The 13,437-nt window shown below is 59.8% G+C and carries 14 protein-coding genes and 1 tRNA gene; 5 read left to right on the top strand and 10 right to left on the bottom strand.

The features are described from left to right. Positions 1-32: 32 nt before the first annotated feature. From DDE77_RS17745 to DDE77_RS17725, 5 genes are all read right to left on the bottom strand, one after another. Positions 33-845 (bottom strand): tetratricopeptide repeat protein, encoded by an 813-nt coding sequence (locus DDE77_RS17745; protein ID WP_170116547.1) that lies wholly within the window; start codon positions 843-845, stop codon positions 33-35. A gap of 801 nt (positions 846-1,646) precedes the next feature. Further along, positions 1,647-4,403 (bottom strand): valine--tRNA ligase, encoded by a 2,757-nt coding sequence (locus tag DDE77_RS17740; protein ID WP_108398818.1) that lies wholly within the window; start codon positions 4,401-4,403, stop codon positions 1,647-1,649. A gap of 247 nt (positions 4,404-4,650) precedes the next feature. Beyond that, entirely contained in the window at positions 4,651-5,445 is a 795-nt protein-coding gene (locus DDE77_RS17735) for a PopZ family protein (RefSeq protein WP_108398817.1), read from the bottom strand. A gap of 194 nt (positions 5,446-5,639) precedes the next feature. Further along, complete coding sequence (locus DDE77_RS17730; protein WP_108398816.1) at positions 5,640-7,001, bottom strand: TolC family outer membrane protein; 1,362 nt, start codon at positions 6,999-7,001, stop codon at positions 5,640-5,642. 132 nt (positions 7,002-7,133) lie between these two features. Next, the gene (locus tag DDE77_RS17725) at positions 7,134-7,778 is read right to left on the bottom strand and encodes a protein-L-isoaspartate O-methyltransferase family protein (protein ID WP_108398815.1); all 645 of its coding nucleotides are present in this window, start codon (positions 7,776-7,778) and stop codon (positions 7,134-7,136) included. A gap of 308 nt (positions 7,779-8,086) precedes the next feature. On the opposite strand from DDE77_RS17725, the gene DDE77_RS17720 reads away from it, so the two are divergent. Then, positions 8,087-8,356: a PilZ domain-containing protein gene (locus DDE77_RS17720; protein ID WP_157959929.1), complete on the top strand. Its 270-nt coding sequence runs from the start codon at positions 8,087-8,089 to the stop codon at positions 8,354-8,356. Between the two features lie 16 nt (positions 8,357-8,372). On the opposite strand, the gene DDE77_RS17715 is transcribed toward DDE77_RS17720, so the two are convergent. From DDE77_RS17715 to DDE77_RS17700, 4 genes are all read right to left on the bottom strand, one after another. After that, a complete protein-coding gene (locus DDE77_RS17715; protein ID WP_108398862.1) occupies positions 8,373-8,630 on the bottom strand; it encodes a hypothetical protein in 258 nt (85 codons plus the stop codon). A 102-nt stretch (positions 8,631-8,732) separates the two neighbouring features. Beyond that, positions 8,733-9,095, bottom strand: coding sequence for a response regulator (locus DDE77_RS17710; protein WP_108398813.1), 363 nt, complete (start codon positions 9,093-9,095; stop codon positions 8,733-8,735). A 114-nt stretch (positions 9,096-9,209) separates the two neighbouring features. Beyond that, positions 9,210-10,151: a DUF4214 domain-containing protein gene (locus tag DDE77_RS17705; RefSeq protein ID WP_108398812.1), complete on the bottom strand. Its 942-nt coding sequence runs from the start codon at positions 10,149-10,151 to the stop codon at positions 9,210-9,212. A gap of 325 nt (positions 10,152-10,476) precedes the next feature. Next, a tRNA-Cys gene (locus tag DDE77_RS17700) sits at positions 10,477-10,550 on the bottom strand. A gap of 137 nt (positions 10,551-10,687) precedes the next feature. On the opposite strand from DDE77_RS17700, the gene DDE77_RS17695 reads away from it, so the two are divergent. From DDE77_RS17695 to DDE77_RS17685, 3 genes are read left to right on the top strand one after another with little or no spacing between them, the layout of a single operon-like run. Further along, entirely contained in the window at positions 10,688-11,014 is a 327-nt protein-coding gene (locus DDE77_RS17695) for a hypothetical protein (protein ID WP_108398811.1), read from the top strand. Then, positions 11,014-11,469, top strand: coding sequence for a helix-turn-helix domain-containing protein (locus DDE77_RS17690; RefSeq protein WP_157959928.1), 456 nt, complete (start codon positions 11,014-11,016; stop codon positions 11,467-11,469). The genes DDE77_RS17695 and DDE77_RS17690 overlap by 1 nt, the downstream gene beginning before the upstream one ends. Next, entirely contained in the window at positions 11,442-12,128 is a 687-nt protein-coding gene (locus tag DDE77_RS17685) for an SOS response-associated peptidase (RefSeq protein WP_108398809.1), read from the top strand. Before DDE77_RS17690 ends, DDE77_RS17685 begins: the two co-directional genes overlap by 28 nt. Before the next feature lie 29 nt (positions 12,129-12,157). Here the strand turns inward: DDE77_RS17685 and DDE77_RS17680 are convergent, their stop codons facing one another. Then, complete coding sequence (locus tag DDE77_RS17680) at positions 12,158-12,409, bottom strand: hypothetical protein (protein WP_157959927.1); 252 nt, start codon at positions 12,407-12,409, stop codon at positions 12,158-12,160. Between the two features lie 281 nt (positions 12,410-12,690). Here DDE77_RS17680 and DDE77_RS17675 point away from each other — a divergent pair, with 281 nt between their 5' ends. Continuing rightward, positions 12,691-13,419, top strand: a complete 729-nt coding sequence (locus DDE77_RS17675; RefSeq protein ID WP_170116546.1) for a helix-turn-helix transcriptional regulator — start codon at positions 12,691-12,693, stop codon at positions 13,417-13,419. Positions 13,420-13,437: the final 18 nt, after the last annotated feature.

The raw sequence follows: 13,437 nt of genomic DNA, 5'->3' as shown, positions 1-13,437 counted from the left end.
CGGGATGACTTCGGGATCGGGGCGCGTGCCAGTTAAAAGGCCGCGAATTGAGGAGCTATGCCTTGAGCCAGGGTTTTGGCTTCGGCTTGCTCTTCGGGCGAGGACAGGCTGCTGGCGGTTTGCAGCAGTTCGCCGATCCATGAAGCGTCGGCCGTGTTGGCGCAGCGCTCCTGGGCGATGGTCAGCCACATAAGGCCTTCCACGGGCTGGGCTTCGATGCCATCGAGGCCGTGGAAAATCAGATGGCCGAGCTTGGCCTGGGCGGGACAATGCCCCTTGCGGGCAGCTAGCGAAAACCAGCGGGCGCTCTGGAGCGGGTTGACGCCCAGTTCGCCCTTCTCGCTATACAGCAAACCGACGCGATATTGCGCATCCGCGTCGCCGAAATAGGTGGCGGCATGCAGCAGCAAGGCATGGGAGCGTTCCGCATCGGCCGGGATGCCGGCATCGGGCAGGCCATTGCGATAATAGTCGCCGACCTTGACGAATGAGCGAGCAACGATGTCCGCCTCGACGCCCTTGGGCGCGGCGTCGGCATGCTGGTTGGCGATCTGGGCGAAATAGCCGAAGGCCTTGACCGGGTCCTTGGTGACGCCTTCGCCGTTTTCATACATGGTGCCGAGCTGCCACATGGCCATGGGCTGGCCTGCATCGGCCGCATTCTGTAGCGCCGAAAGCAGGTCGTTGCTGGATACGCCGCCTCCTGCCCCGTCGAGCATGTTGGCCATGTTGAGCGCAGCGTCGGCTGCTGTCTGGGCGTGTGCCGGAAGCATGGTGGCCCAAAGGCCCATCACACCTGCCACAGCCACGGAAATCAGGGAATAGTCCCTAACGGTCCGCATCATTCTCCTTTTGTCCACCTCTCGGTGAACCAACACAAATGGACGGACCCGGCCATGCGAGTTCCGTAGGCGTCCACCGACTTTTTCAGCAGAGCCCGAGGTTTGTTGCAGCAAGCTTCCCCTAGGTAAGGGCCTCTGGAAAGCTTTTGTTAAGAAAGAGGTAAACCCCTTTTGTGACCGCATTAGAGCCAAACCCATCACGAGATCGCGCCTGCCTTGATACTGGCGATGCGGACCTGTCCGGGATGAGCGAGCCGAGATGCAGTCACCTTCACGTCCTATCTCCTCGCAGGCAGCCGATCCCGCTCCCGCGCCGCCCAAAGGGCGAGCGGAAAGGAAGCCAGAATGCCTGCATTTGGCAAAAGACCGGCATAGCCTGATGCACGCAGAAGCATTTGCTCTTGGTGCTTGCAGCCATCCGCCCCCGAATGCCTATGCCGTTTCGTTTAGGGTGAGAATGTGGCGTAAAACATCGCCAAATGGTTGCCAGCCCAGCTGGGTACATTGAATCCGCATTGCTGTTGCGGAATCGGCACATTGGACTTGGGAGAACCCCATAGTTGGGCGGCTCGGGAGGCGTGGAGCGCCTAAGGGGCAGTGCCACGACTTTGTGGTTCGACAAGCTCACCATGAGGTCTATGGGCCTACCGGGAATAGCACAGGCGGGCGCTGTGCGTCCCGATGAATGCCCCAGTGGCCCTCATCCTGAGCCTGTCGAAGGAGAAGGGCTGGCACGGGCCTTCGCTCGCACGACCCCATGGTTCGACAGGCTCACCATGAGGTCTACTGAGGTTACCCTTCTGACTATTTCAGCCGTTCAAGGGCCTCGGCGATGCGGGTGCGCCGATCGATTGCGGCTTCGCGGCGCGCTTTTTGCTCTTCGATGACTTCCTCGGGCGCCTTGGCGACAAATTGTTCGTTGCCGAGCTTCTTATCGATGCCAGCAATTTCGCCGTCGAGCTTGCCGATTTCCTTTTCTAGGCGCGCGCGCTCGGTGGGGATGTCGATGAACTCGGCCAGGGGCAGCGCCCAGGTAGCTTCACCGACCACGAACTGCGCCGATTCGCCGGGAATGGCGGATTGCGGCGAGATGCTGTCGAGGCGGGCAAGGCGGGTGATCAGCGAGGTGCCGGCGACGAGGCGCGCCAGGGTCTGGTCCCCTGCCCCGACCACAACCAGCGGCAGCTTGGCGCTGGCGGGCACATTCATTTCGCTGCGAACGGAGCGAACATTGGTGATCACGTCGATCAACCAATTGAGTTCGGCATCGGCTTCCGCATCTTCGAGGCCAGCCACGTTCGGCCAGTCGCTCAGGACCAGCATGTTATCGCGGGCCGGCCCAAACTTGCCGGTTTCGGCCCAGAGCTCTTCGGTGACAAAGGGCATGAAGGGGTGCAGGATTGCCAGGATCTGGTCCAGCGCCCAGGCGGCCGTGGCGCGCGTTTCGCGTTTGGCAGCTTCGTCCTCGCCCATGAAGACGGGCTTGGCGAATTCCACATACCAGTCGCAGAACGTGCCCCAGACGAAGTCATAGGCCGCGTTGGCGGCTTCGTTGAATTTGTAGTCGGTAATTCCCTGGGTGACGGCGGCTGCCGCACGCGAAGTGGCGCCCACAATCCAGCGATTGAGCGAAAGGCGGTTCGCCTTGGGATCATAGCCTTCGACGCGGCGGCACTCGTTCATCTCAAGGAAGCGCGAGGCGTTCCAAAGCTTGGTCACGAAGTTGCGGTAGCCTTCCACGCGCGACATGGAGAGCTTCAGGTCGCGCCCCTGTGCAGCCATAGCAGCCAGGGTAAAGCGGGTGGCATCGGCACCGTATTGGTCGATCAGCGCCAAGGGATCAATGACATTGCCCTTGGTCTTGCTCATCTTCTGGCCCTTTTCGTCGCGGACCAAGGCGTGCATGTAGACGGTGTGAAAGGGCTCTTCCTCAAGGAACTCGAGACCCATCATCATCATGCGGGCGACCCAGAAGAAGATGATGTCAAAGCCCGTGACCAGAACACTGGTCGGATAATAGCGCTTGAGCTCCGGCGTTTCGTCGGGCCAGCCCATGGTCGAGAACGGCCAGAGGGCCGAGGAGAACCAGGTGTCGAGCACGTCTTCGTCGCGCTTGAGCTCGACGGGCTTGCCATAATGGCCATCGGCCATGGCCTGCGCTTCATCGGCGCTGGAGGCGACGAAGGCTTCATTGTCCGGGCCGTACCAGGCTGGGATCTGGTGACCCCACCAGAGCTGGCGCGAAATGCACCATGGCTTGATGTTTTCAAGCCAAGCGAAATAGGTGTTCTCGTATTGCTGGGGCACGAATTTGGTGCGGCCTTCGCGGACGGACGCGAGCGCGGGCTGGGCCAGCACATCGGCCTTGACCCACCATTGGTCGGTCAGGAATGGCTCGATGACGACGAGCTTGGACTTCTCGTCATGCGGGACCATGATCTTCTTGTCTTCAATATGGTCGAGGCCGCGGGTGGGGGTTTCCTCAGCAAGGGCGGTCAGATCTGCGACGATGGCCTTGCGGGCAGCGAAGCGGTCGAGGCCGCGATAGGCGGCAGGGATGAAGTCGGCATCGATGATGGACCCGCGCGTCGTGAAGACGTTGATCTGTTCAAGCCCGTTGCGAACGCCGACTTCGAAGTCGTTGAAATCGTGGGCCGGCGTGATCTTGACGGCGCCAGTGCCCAGGGTCGGATCGGCATATTCGTCGGCAACGATGGGAATGCGGCGGCCGACCAGCGGCAGGTCGACGAACTTGCCGACGAGCGAAGCATAGCGAGGATCTTCGGGGTGCACGGCTATGCCCGAGTCACCCAGCATGGTCTCGGGGCGGGTGGTGGCGACGATGATGTAGTCGCGGGTTTCCCATTCGCTGGGCTTGCCCTCTTCATCGTGCGCGATCGGGAACTGATAGGTTACGCCATCGGCCAGGGGATAGCGCAGATGCCACATATGGCCCTTGATCTCGATGTTCTCGACTTCAAGATCGGAGATGGCCGTTTCAAGGCCCGGGTGCCAGTTCACGAGGCGCTTGGCGCGGTAGATGAGGCCGCGCTTGTGCAGTTCCACAAAGACCTTGGTGACAGCGCGGACCATCTGGTCGTCGGGCGCGCCATTGCTGCCCATGGTGAAGCGTTCGCGGGAGAAGTCAGCAGAAGCGCCCAGGCGCTTGAGCTGGTTCATAATGGTGCCGCCGCTTTCGCCCTTCCATTCCCACACGCGCTCGATGAACTTCTCGCGCCCCATGTCGCGACGGTTCATCTGCTTTTCGGCAAGCTGGCGCTCGACGATCATCTGGGTAGCAATGCCGGCGTGGTCCATGCCGGGCTGCCAAAGGACATCCTTGTGCAGCATGCGGTTGAACCGGACGAGAATGTCCTGGATCGTGTTGTTGAGCGCGTGGCCGATGTGGAGCGAGCCGGTAACGTTGGGCGGTGGAATAACGATGGTGAAGGGCTCGGCGCCGGGCTTGGCTCCTGCCCCTGCCGCGAAGGCATTGGCCTCGAGCCATTCGGCAAAGATGCGGCCTTCAACGGCGCCGGGCTCATAGGTCTTTTCAAGCATAGGTCAGGGTCCAACAGCAGCGACCCGCCATTGGGATGCTGGCGGGTCGGATCAAGGTTTGGCAGACTTCAAGCAAATGCGGGGGGATGGGTCAACAGGAAGTGGCGGCCTGAACCAAATCCGAGCCATCACGCGGCTGTGGCTTGTTCTCGGGATGGGCCCCGGCTTGAGGCCGGCGTGACATCCTGGAAGTGGCGGGATCGTGTGTCCCACCCCCTCCCCGCCGGGGAGGGAGAGATTGATGCCCTTAGTCGCCGCGGGCGACGCGGGCGATTTCCTTTTCGACCATGCGCTCGACGACGGCAGGCAGGTTTTCGTCCAGCCATTCCTTGAGCATGGGGCGCAGCATGTCGCGCATCAGCGACTCGATGGTGGCGCCACCATTGCCAAGGCCAATGCCGTTAAGCTTGGTGATGGAGCTGCGCACGGCGGCTTGCGTCGCGGGCTCAAGCAATTGCTCGGTCATGTCGCTGGTGAGCTTTGGATCGGGCAAAGGCGCGGCCTGGGCAATCGAGGGCTGCGGAGGACGCACAGGTTCGGGCGCCGGACGCGGCTCGGGCTGGGGCTCCGGCTCGCGAAAGGCGACGGGAGCAGCGGCAGGCGCAGGCCGTGGTGATGGCTCGACGACACGCATGGGCGGAGGATCGAATGCGGGCAGCCCATCATCGCTGTCATCGGCGGCAAAGCTGATGTCTTCGGGATCGATCAGGGCCGCGGCGGGAGCTGGCTCCTCTTCCTCTTCGGCGGCTGTGTCCGCAAGGATCGAATCAAAGCTGAAACCGCCGACATCGTCATTGTCGCCGGGCCGCTCCACGATCTGGGAGGGGGACAAGGCCAATGGCTCGATGTCATCGAGCATGTCGCTAAGGTCACGGTCGAGCGAATTGTCCGCCGTGCGCGCCGGCGCTGCCTGCATGGGAGGGGGCGCTGCCTGGATGGCGGGCCGACGAGGTGCGCCGGCAGCGTCGTCATCGGCAATGATCTGCCGGATGGACGACAGGATCTCGTCCATGGAAGGTTCTTTGGGTGCCGGCTTGTTCATAGCTGCCTCTTACTCATGCGCGCTCGACCCGCAGCCTACCAACCGCCCTGGTTGCTGCGTGATTCGTTGAGAACACATTAACGCTGGCAAGCCTCCATGTGAATCGCGGAGGCAAGGGGCAGAGATGTCTTCCACTAAAACTTGTGGCCGGGCATTGCCCAGCCACAATAGAGAGCATCGGACTCGAGCAGATGTTACTCGGCGATGGTGCGCAATTCCTGCCAAACGTCTTCGACGGCCTGGTTGTAGCGCACCGCCGATTTTACCTCGACCGGCAGGCCAAGATCGGTCGCGGTCAAATTGCCGATGGCGGCAAGCAGAGAGAAGGTCGCGACGACCTTGTTGGCGGAGGCGGTGATTAGACCTTCGCGGGCGGAGGTCAGTTCGGCCTGCGCGTTCAGGACGTCCAGCGTGGTGCGGGTGCCCAAATCGCGTTCCTGGATCACCCCTTCCACTACCTCACGGCCGGCGGCAACGGCAGCATTGGCGGCGGTGATCTGCGCGTCGGCGCTCTGGATGCCGGCCCAGGCCGAAATCACCGATTCGCGGATCTGGTCATAGGCAGACATGGCGTCCACTTCGGAACGGATCTGCTCGATATTGGCGCGGCGCACCGAGGCGCCAATCGCGCCACCGGCATAGATGGGAACCGTGATCTGGAAACGGACCGAGCCCGAGAAACCATCGGCGGGGCTATTGGGCTGGCTCCAGCTCGAACCGACCTGCCCGGTTACGCTCGCTGAGGGGCCGAACTCTGCCTGGGCGCCATCGGAATTGGCCTGAGCGGCGCGGATCGCGGCCTTGGCGCCCAAAATAGCGGGATGGCCGACTTCGGCTTCAGAAATGGCAGCCTGCAGATTGCGGGGAACGAGGCGAGAATAATTGTGCGAGCCATCAAGGCTTTGCGGCGCGACGCCGACATAGCGCTGGAAGGTGGCCTCGCTGATTTCAAGGCTGTTGATGGCTGCGTCCAGCGTAGCCTGGCCCTGGGCAAGACGCGCGCGAGCCTGGGCAACGTCGATACGCGTACCCTCGCCCACTTCGAGGCGATCTTCGGAGGATTGCAGCTGGGCCTGGAAGAAGGTGACGTTTTCGCGCCGCAGGGCCACCAATTGGCGGTCCGAAAGAACGGACATATAGGCCTGCACGACGGACAGGAGCACGTTCTGCTCGGTGTTCCGGATCTGGAATTCAGCGGCTTCAGCGCCGGCGCGAGCTGCTTCGATCTCGGCGTCGGTACGGAAATTGTCGAAGATGGTCTGGTTATAGGTGAGGCCCGTTGTCAGCGACGTGCCGTCGGTGAAACCTGCATCGGTGAGCGAGCCCGAATAGGTGCCGCCGATGGAAGCGCCAATCGTGGGGAGCTTGCCAGCCTTGGCGAGTGCAACGTTTTCAGCAGCCGACTTAGCCGCCAGCAGCGCCGACTGCAGATCGGGTGCATAATCATAGGCCCTGGTCAGCGCCTGGGTGATCGACTGCGCCTGGGCGCCCGAGACAGCCAACGAGGCCATGCTAAGCGCCAAGACGCTGGCGACCATTGTTGCGCGAAAACTCATTGCCGACTCCACTTTGGTACTATGCTCGCGGTCACTGGACTTCGACTCTCCGGACGCAAGCAATTTGAACTATAACGCTTAAGAGGTTTAGGAACCGTGCCCAATCGGCAACACGCCGAGCTTTGATGATTCTCAAAAGACAAATTCCTGCGCCTTTTGCATCGGCAGCAATGGTGGCAGCGCAGCATTGAACTCGGCACTCGCGGCGATGCCCTTGGCAGTGCGCACAAAAACATGGGCGACCGACACACCGCCGGACCAGATCAGCGCAACGAGGCGCCCGCCTTCCCTGAGCGCGTCAAAATAGTCCTGCGGAACAGTCTGCAGCGCGCCTTCCACAAAAACAACTTCATAGAGCCCCTGCCCGATCGTCTCGACCATGTTGGCATTGGCCAGGCCGAGCTCGCGCAGATTGGCCTGCGCTGTGCTGGCGAGTTCTGCGTCCGGCTCAAAGCCATCTACCGAAGCGGCAAGGCCGGCGATCACGGCGGTCGAATAGCCTGTGGCGGCGCCGATATCGAGCACGCGCTCATCCGATGTGATTTCGGCCAGTTGCAGGAGCTTGGCAAAGATTGCCGGCGGCGCGATGAAGCGGCCGCTGCCCGTCTTGCCCAGCCATTGCACGCTGTCGGTGTAGGCAGTCACCCGGCGGGCAGGCGAAACAAAGCGCTCGCGCTCGATGACGCTCATGCGCGCAAGGATGCGCTTGTCGGTGACGCCGGTGCTGCGCAACTGGCTATCGATCATATGCGTGCGCGCACGCCGGAAGTCGGTCATCGAAAGAGTGCCGCCCCTTTTAAACACTGATGGTGAATATCTCCCGCTGGTGCAGCTTGGCAAGCGGCGAGTGCGGATGGCGAATTGCCGCTTCTGTCACCAAAGGCTGGTCGCCGAATCGCGCGATCTTGATGCTCGGGCAAAGGCTTAGGCCCGAACGACCGGATATTCCCCCATCCAAAGGAGCTAGTTCCATTTGCCCGAGAAAGGCCCTTAGGTATTCCCCCTGAGGCGGAGAATATCGATCCAATTTGCTGCAAATGCGCAGCGATCCGCTTCACCCAGTTTTAAGGCTTGAGGGTAGTTCTATGGCCATGAGCACCCATGAAGACAGACGGCGTCATGCTCGCCATGCGACGCGGATCGAGGCAACGGCCGTTGCTTCTGACGGCCTGAGCCGTTTGCCGCTTCACCTGGTGAATCGATCCCGCTCGGGCGCCATGCTGGAAATGGCGCATGCCAATATCCTGCCCGAGCAGTTCGTCCTGCTGTTCGACCATCGCGCCGAGCCCTGCCAGCTTGTCTGGCAGCATGGCACCCTGGCTGGCGTGCATTTCCTGGATAGCCCTGAGGCATAAAGACGGGCGAAAAGCCCTATTCCATGTCCGGAACATCGCCCTCTTGTAGCAGGACGACGGGATCGCCGAATTCCCCGTTCACCAAATCAGCCGCGCGCCACCAGGCGAGTACGCCGGCATATTTGCCGCTCGACCACAGCAAGCGCGCCTGCTGCTTGGCGGCACTTTCCGACTGCGCCTCGCGCGCGTCAAAGGCAGGCCGGAGTTCGCCTTCCTCGTCGCGTACAAATGCAAGATAGACAATAAGCTTTGTCGGTGTGGCAGGCTTTTCCATGGAGGCACTCAGCTGTGGCGGGTGGCGCCAGATAGCCGCAAGGTTGTGGCAACGCAACAAGGCGGTGGACGAGGTGCGTGCCAGCGACCCGCAGCAAAGAGCTTAGCGGCGCTTTATCGCTGCATTGGCGGCGTCGATCAGGGCTTCGCGGGTGGCGGGCTTGTCAACCCAGATGCCCGAGGCATAGGGCGTTCCTTGGTGGTGCAGCGGCAGGTCACCCGAGTGCACAACAAAGGGCACCCCATCCTCCACGAAGCGGGCAACAATCGCTTCGGAGGACCCATCGCGCAGGGTGATGTCCACAATGGCGACATCGGGACGCTTCTCGAGCAGCCAAGCTTCGGCCGCCGCGCAGGTCATGGCCGTGGACACATCGAACCCGGCATCGCCGAGGGCTTGCTCCATGTCCATCGCGATGATGGCTTCATCTTCCAGAAGAAGTGCGACCGACAGGTTTTGAATCATGAGCGGGATCGTAACCCAAAGTGCTGGGGCAGCACGATAACATGCGTTAGACCCCGCTCATTGCGGCCGCTTGCTGTGCTTGGCGCCGGCACAGCGTGCCGACGCCAGGATGTGCTAGAAGTACCAGATACCGTCTGCTATGGCGTCCGCCACATTGGCCCGGTTTTCATCGCTTTCCGAGAACGAGGCCAGCACGCGCTCGCGTTCAAAGCCGCGGTTCAGCTCGGCCATCCAATATTGGTAGCCTTCGCCATCGGGCGCGCGATCAAGAACATTGTTGTAGATGAGTTCCAGGAAGGCTTCATTGCTGACGCTGGATGGCGTGCCGTAGGTGTCCTTAAACTCCTCGGAGATGATGAAATTGTTGGCCATCCAGGCCAGGTCACCCTTGCCGGCATCGAGTTCGTCGATCCAATAACCCAGGCCCTGCTGGTCCGGAGCACGATCGAACGCCGCCTGATAAAGCCGGTATGCTGCGCCAGCAATTCCATCGGTGTCGAGGGCCAGCGTTTCGCCGGCGAACTGAACGCGCTCGACATTGATCAGCGTGTCCGTGTCGCCACCGGCATCCCTCACAACAATTGCGTCGCCAACCCTGCCAATCGTGTAGCTCGAGGCGTTCTGCGCAAATTGCACAATGTCGAAGCCCTCGCCGGCATCGATGGTGTCGCTGCCACCCAGGCCGGCTACAACATCGTTGCCGCCGCTCAGCTTCATGCTGTCGTCGCCAGACAGCAGCCGGTCGACGAGGAGGTAAGCGCCATTGTTGAGCTGCGCATAACTCAAAACCTCCGCAGCAGAGAGATTGAGGTCGCTGATGCTGGCCGTGAGTTGGCCGTTCTGTGAGAACGTCACCTCTGTAACCAGACCCGATACCGCCCCGGTCTGGAAATTGAACGAGAAATTGCTGCCATAGAGATCGAAGACGCCCGCATTGGTCGGCACCGACACCTTGGTCGATGAAACGATCGGTTGGCCGATCCAATCGCCAACATTCATGGAGTCAGGATTGCGGAAGTCGAAGCGGAAATTGTTGAATGCTGATATCTTGGCCATCTGGTCCCCCGAAGTAGATCTTGTCTGCGGCGAGGTGAACCTAGATGCAATTGTTCTCTGATTTGTCTTTTTGAAGCGGCAAAAAGTATAGACGCCGCTACATGCTGGTTAACCGATCGTGTACGGGTAAATACCTACCAGTAAACAACTGATCCAGGTCCAGGAGCCATTTGGCGAAAGACGAAATTGCCGACCAGCAATCTGCACAAGAAGCGATGCGGCGGTTGATGATGCCCAGGAGAACTACTGAGTACCGCACGCATCGGCGCAATAAAGCCAGAGTTCAGACGAACCCGTTGCGGCACCAAAAATGTTCAGGGAAATTTGGAGGCCACGTCCGGAATTGAACCGGAGTACACGGATTTGCAATCCGCTGCGTCACCACTCCGCCACGTGGCCTCACGCCCGCCTTTTCTGGGGTTTGGGCCTACCTGTCAAGACAAGGATTGCACACACTATCCGTGGTGTGTGCAAAATCTGTTCTGGAGAGGTTCCGAATCGATGCCTGAAACACCCGAACAGATGGCGCCAGAGCTGTGACCATCTACCAGTGGACCACAGACGATGACGAAGTTGCGCTAGATGCAATCATCGTCGGCATTGGATCGGACGAGAAGGCATTCACGGCTGCTGGCATTGAGTACGGCGAGGTCCTAGCATCGATCTACTGGCCGGACTGGATTCGCCAGGGCGACAAGGTGAAGGCGTCTCTTGAAGGCCCCTACTCCGTCCCTGAAGCTCTCAGGCGAGCCGACGAGCTTTGTGCCTTGTGGGCCTACAATCGCGTTGTCATTGCCATCCAGGACAGGGCATTGTGGCGGCCAGAATGGGGACGCTTGGCCGAACTGGAGGGGCTGGACTAATGGAAGATCATATTGGCACCGCTCTTAAGGCTCGGGATGAGCAAATCCTAACGCTGTCAGCTCAGGGCCTGAGCAGTAGAGCTATAGCTCATCGGCTCAGTCTGAGCTTAGCCGTTGTAAAACACTGCCGCGCTGGCGCACTGCTCAAGTTGGGGGCTCCCTTAACCGGCCGTGAACAGGAAGTCGCGGAGCTCGCTGCGCAAGGGCTTACCAGTGCTGAGATCAGCCAAAAAATTGGACTTTCTGAGCGTACGATCGAGGTGCACAGATATCGCCTAATGAAGAAGCTTGGCGCCCGGAACGCTGTTGAGTTGGCTCTGCAGTACCATAAAATGGAAACAGAGGCCCTTCACGCCCAGATTGCTGAACTGCAGGCGAATGTAGCTCGCCTTGAAGCAGAAGCAGCCGTTTTGCGAGGCAAGTCAGAATGTGCGGCCGCTTCACCAACGAACTGACCTGGCCTGAGCTTCACGCCCTCTACAAGCTGAGTGACGAGCTCCATCCCGTGCCGCCGCACAACATGCAACCGCGGTACAACATCGCGCCGACGCAAGACGTTGACTTTGTCCACCTGGACAAGGCCGGAAACATGGAGCTGGATCGGGGCCGGTGGTGGCTTGTGCCGTTCTTTGCCAGGGAATTGCCCAAGGCCGCGATGTTCAATGCTCGCCTCGAGACGGTGGACACCTCCGGCGCATTCCGAAAGGGCTTCAAGTCACGACGCTGTCTGATCCCAGCCGATGGCTATTTCGAATGGACCAGGGCCGAGGACGGCGGCAAAGATCCATGGCTCTTGCAACTACCAGATGGCCAGCCATTCAGCTTTACCGGCATTTGGGCGCACAACGATAACCTTGGCGTCACCAGCTGCACCATCATCACGGCGCCGGCCGTCGAGCGCATCGCCCACATCCATACCCGCATGCCGCTGATCATCGGGCCGGAAGCATATGAACAGTGGTTATCATGCGAGGACCAGGGCGTTAGTGCAAAAGCGCTGCTGATGGACAGCCAGATTGATAGCCAGCTCCAGTTTCACCGCGTCACCCGCGCAGTCAACAACAGCCGCTATGAAGGCACAGATACCAAGAAGCCGCTGATCAACTCGCTTTGAAAGCTAGGCTCAATCAAGGTCAGGCCCGTCTAGTTTGCGTCTGAGACTGCCTCATCACTGAGCTTCAGCTCAGCCCATTCCTCTGTCCAGACAGATAGATCGCCGGTCAAATACATGGGCGTATAGGTGAGCATGCTCAGTGTTACTGCAATCCCAACAGCCATAGGCAAGTGATAGGTGTGACCTGTTTCGAACTGGTCGTAACCTGCCGCGACAAGCACTCCGGTAAGAGCAGATGGGATATGCAACACCCCCTCGGGTCTGCTGTCGCTCCAGCGCATTTCGACTCCGACGCACTGATCGGGAACCTGCGCTGCGTAAAAGAACCGACCGATCACCACCAAAGAGCCTAATGTATGTTAATTGCCTGCATGGCGTACCACAGTGCGCCTGACAACGACCTGACAAAAACCCCGGGTTGTTAACGCAAGCTTGCTAGGAAACATAGCGATCCTCCTTTTCTGTGCTTGCTTGCTGCTCACCGACGCGAGCGAACCTCAGTAAGTAATTACTAGGTATTTAGCCTTAGAAAGACTTTCCATATGTGCCAGTGGGGGCATTCTTGGACAGCCTAACTTACAGCGTGCTAGATTTTTGTGAGAATATTGACAGACAAACAAGCTTGCGGGGGCTTATAGAGGCCTTTACCAGCGCGATCCGGAGTTTTGGATTTACCCGTTTTTCGATCACCAGACTAAAACAAGAAGTCGGTGGAAGGCTCGCGGTTGCGTCCATAGCGCATAACTTGCCACAAGCTTGGCTGGATCGATACTCCAGTGAGAATTATGCCAAGCACGATCTAGTGGCTGACTTCGCTTACGGCCAACTTCGCCCTTGGACTTGGATCGAAGCCAGGGAGCGCATTCGAGCCACTCCGATCTCTAAGAAGATTGCGGCAGAGGCCGCCGAGTTCGCAATGGTGGACGGTCTTATCGTTGCATTGCACGATAGCCTAACTACGCAAGCCCTTGTGTCGCTAGCATCCGAGCGAAAGGTTCAACCCACCGGGTGGGAGCGAAAACTTCTACACATGGCATGCTTGCACGCCCAAATTCGTGCCATCGAGATCATGGATCAAAAGAGGCGAGCCCACCCTAACTTGTCGCATCGAGAGCGAGAAGTGCTGACATGGCTTGCCGGTGGACACAACCTGACCCAAACGGCTGAGATTTTGGACCTGTCCCGCACCACAGTGAAATCCTACGTAGAAGCTGCTCGGCTAAAGATGGATGCAGCAAGCACCACGCAGGCAGTTGTAGCGGCAATCCGGTTGAAGCAAATCAAGGTCTGAATGATAGCGCGAAACGCC

Source organism: Devosia submarina, assembly GCF_003056345.1.
GTDB classification, from domain to species: domain Bacteria; phylum Pseudomonadota; class Alphaproteobacteria; order Rhizobiales; family Devosiaceae; genus Devosia; species Devosia submarina.
This window is presented reverse-complemented; position numbering and strand designations above follow the sequence as displayed.

What these genes read in the sequence shown, in the direction of transcription:
- DDE77_RS17745 (WP_170116547.1), bottom strand. Translation starts at nt 845, where the DNA reads ATGATGCGGACCGTTAGGGACTATTCCCTGATTTCCGTGGCTGTGGCA.
- DDE77_RS17740 (WP_108398818.1), bottom strand. Translation starts at nt 4,403, where the DNA reads ATGCTTGAAAAGACCTATGAGCCCGGCGCCGTTGAAGGCCGCATCTTT.
- DDE77_RS17735 (WP_108398817.1), bottom strand. Translation starts at nt 5,445, where the DNA reads ATGAACAAGCCGGCACCCAAAGAACCTTCCATGGACGAGATCCTGTCG.
- DDE77_RS17730 (WP_108398816.1), bottom strand. Translation starts at nt 7,001, where the DNA reads ATGAGTTTTCGCGCAACAATGGTCGCCAGCGTCTTGGCGCTTAGCATG.
- DDE77_RS17725 (WP_108398815.1), bottom strand. Translation starts at nt 7,778, where the DNA reads ATGACCGACTTCCGGCGTGCGCGCACGCATATGATCGATAGCCAGTTG.
- DDE77_RS17720 (WP_157959929.1), top strand. Translation starts at nt 8,087, where the DNA reads ATGGCCATGAGCACCCATGAAGACAGACGGCGTCATGCTCGCCATGCG.
- DDE77_RS17715 (WP_108398862.1), bottom strand. Translation starts at nt 8,630, where the DNA reads ATGGAAAAGCCTGCCACACCGACAAAGCTTATTGTCTATCTTGCATTT.
- DDE77_RS17710 (WP_108398813.1), bottom strand. Translation starts at nt 9,095, where the DNA reads ATGATTCAAAACCTGTCGGTCGCACTTCTTCTGGAAGATGAAGCCATC.
- DDE77_RS17705 (WP_108398812.1), bottom strand. Translation starts at nt 10,151, where the DNA reads ATGGCCAAGATATCAGCATTCAACAATTTCCGCTTCGACTTCCGCAAT.
- DDE77_RS17690 (WP_157959928.1), top strand. Translation starts at nt 11,014, where the DNA reads ATGGAAGATCATATTGGCACCGCTCTTAAGGCTCGGGATGAGCAAATC.
- DDE77_RS17685 (WP_108398809.1), top strand. Translation starts at nt 11,442, where the DNA reads ATGTGCGGCCGCTTCACCAACGAACTGACCTGGCCTGAGCTTCACGCC.
- DDE77_RS17680 (WP_157959927.1), bottom strand. Translation starts at nt 12,409, where the DNA reads ATGCGCTGGAGCGACAGCAGACCCGAGGGGGTGTTGCATATCCCATCT.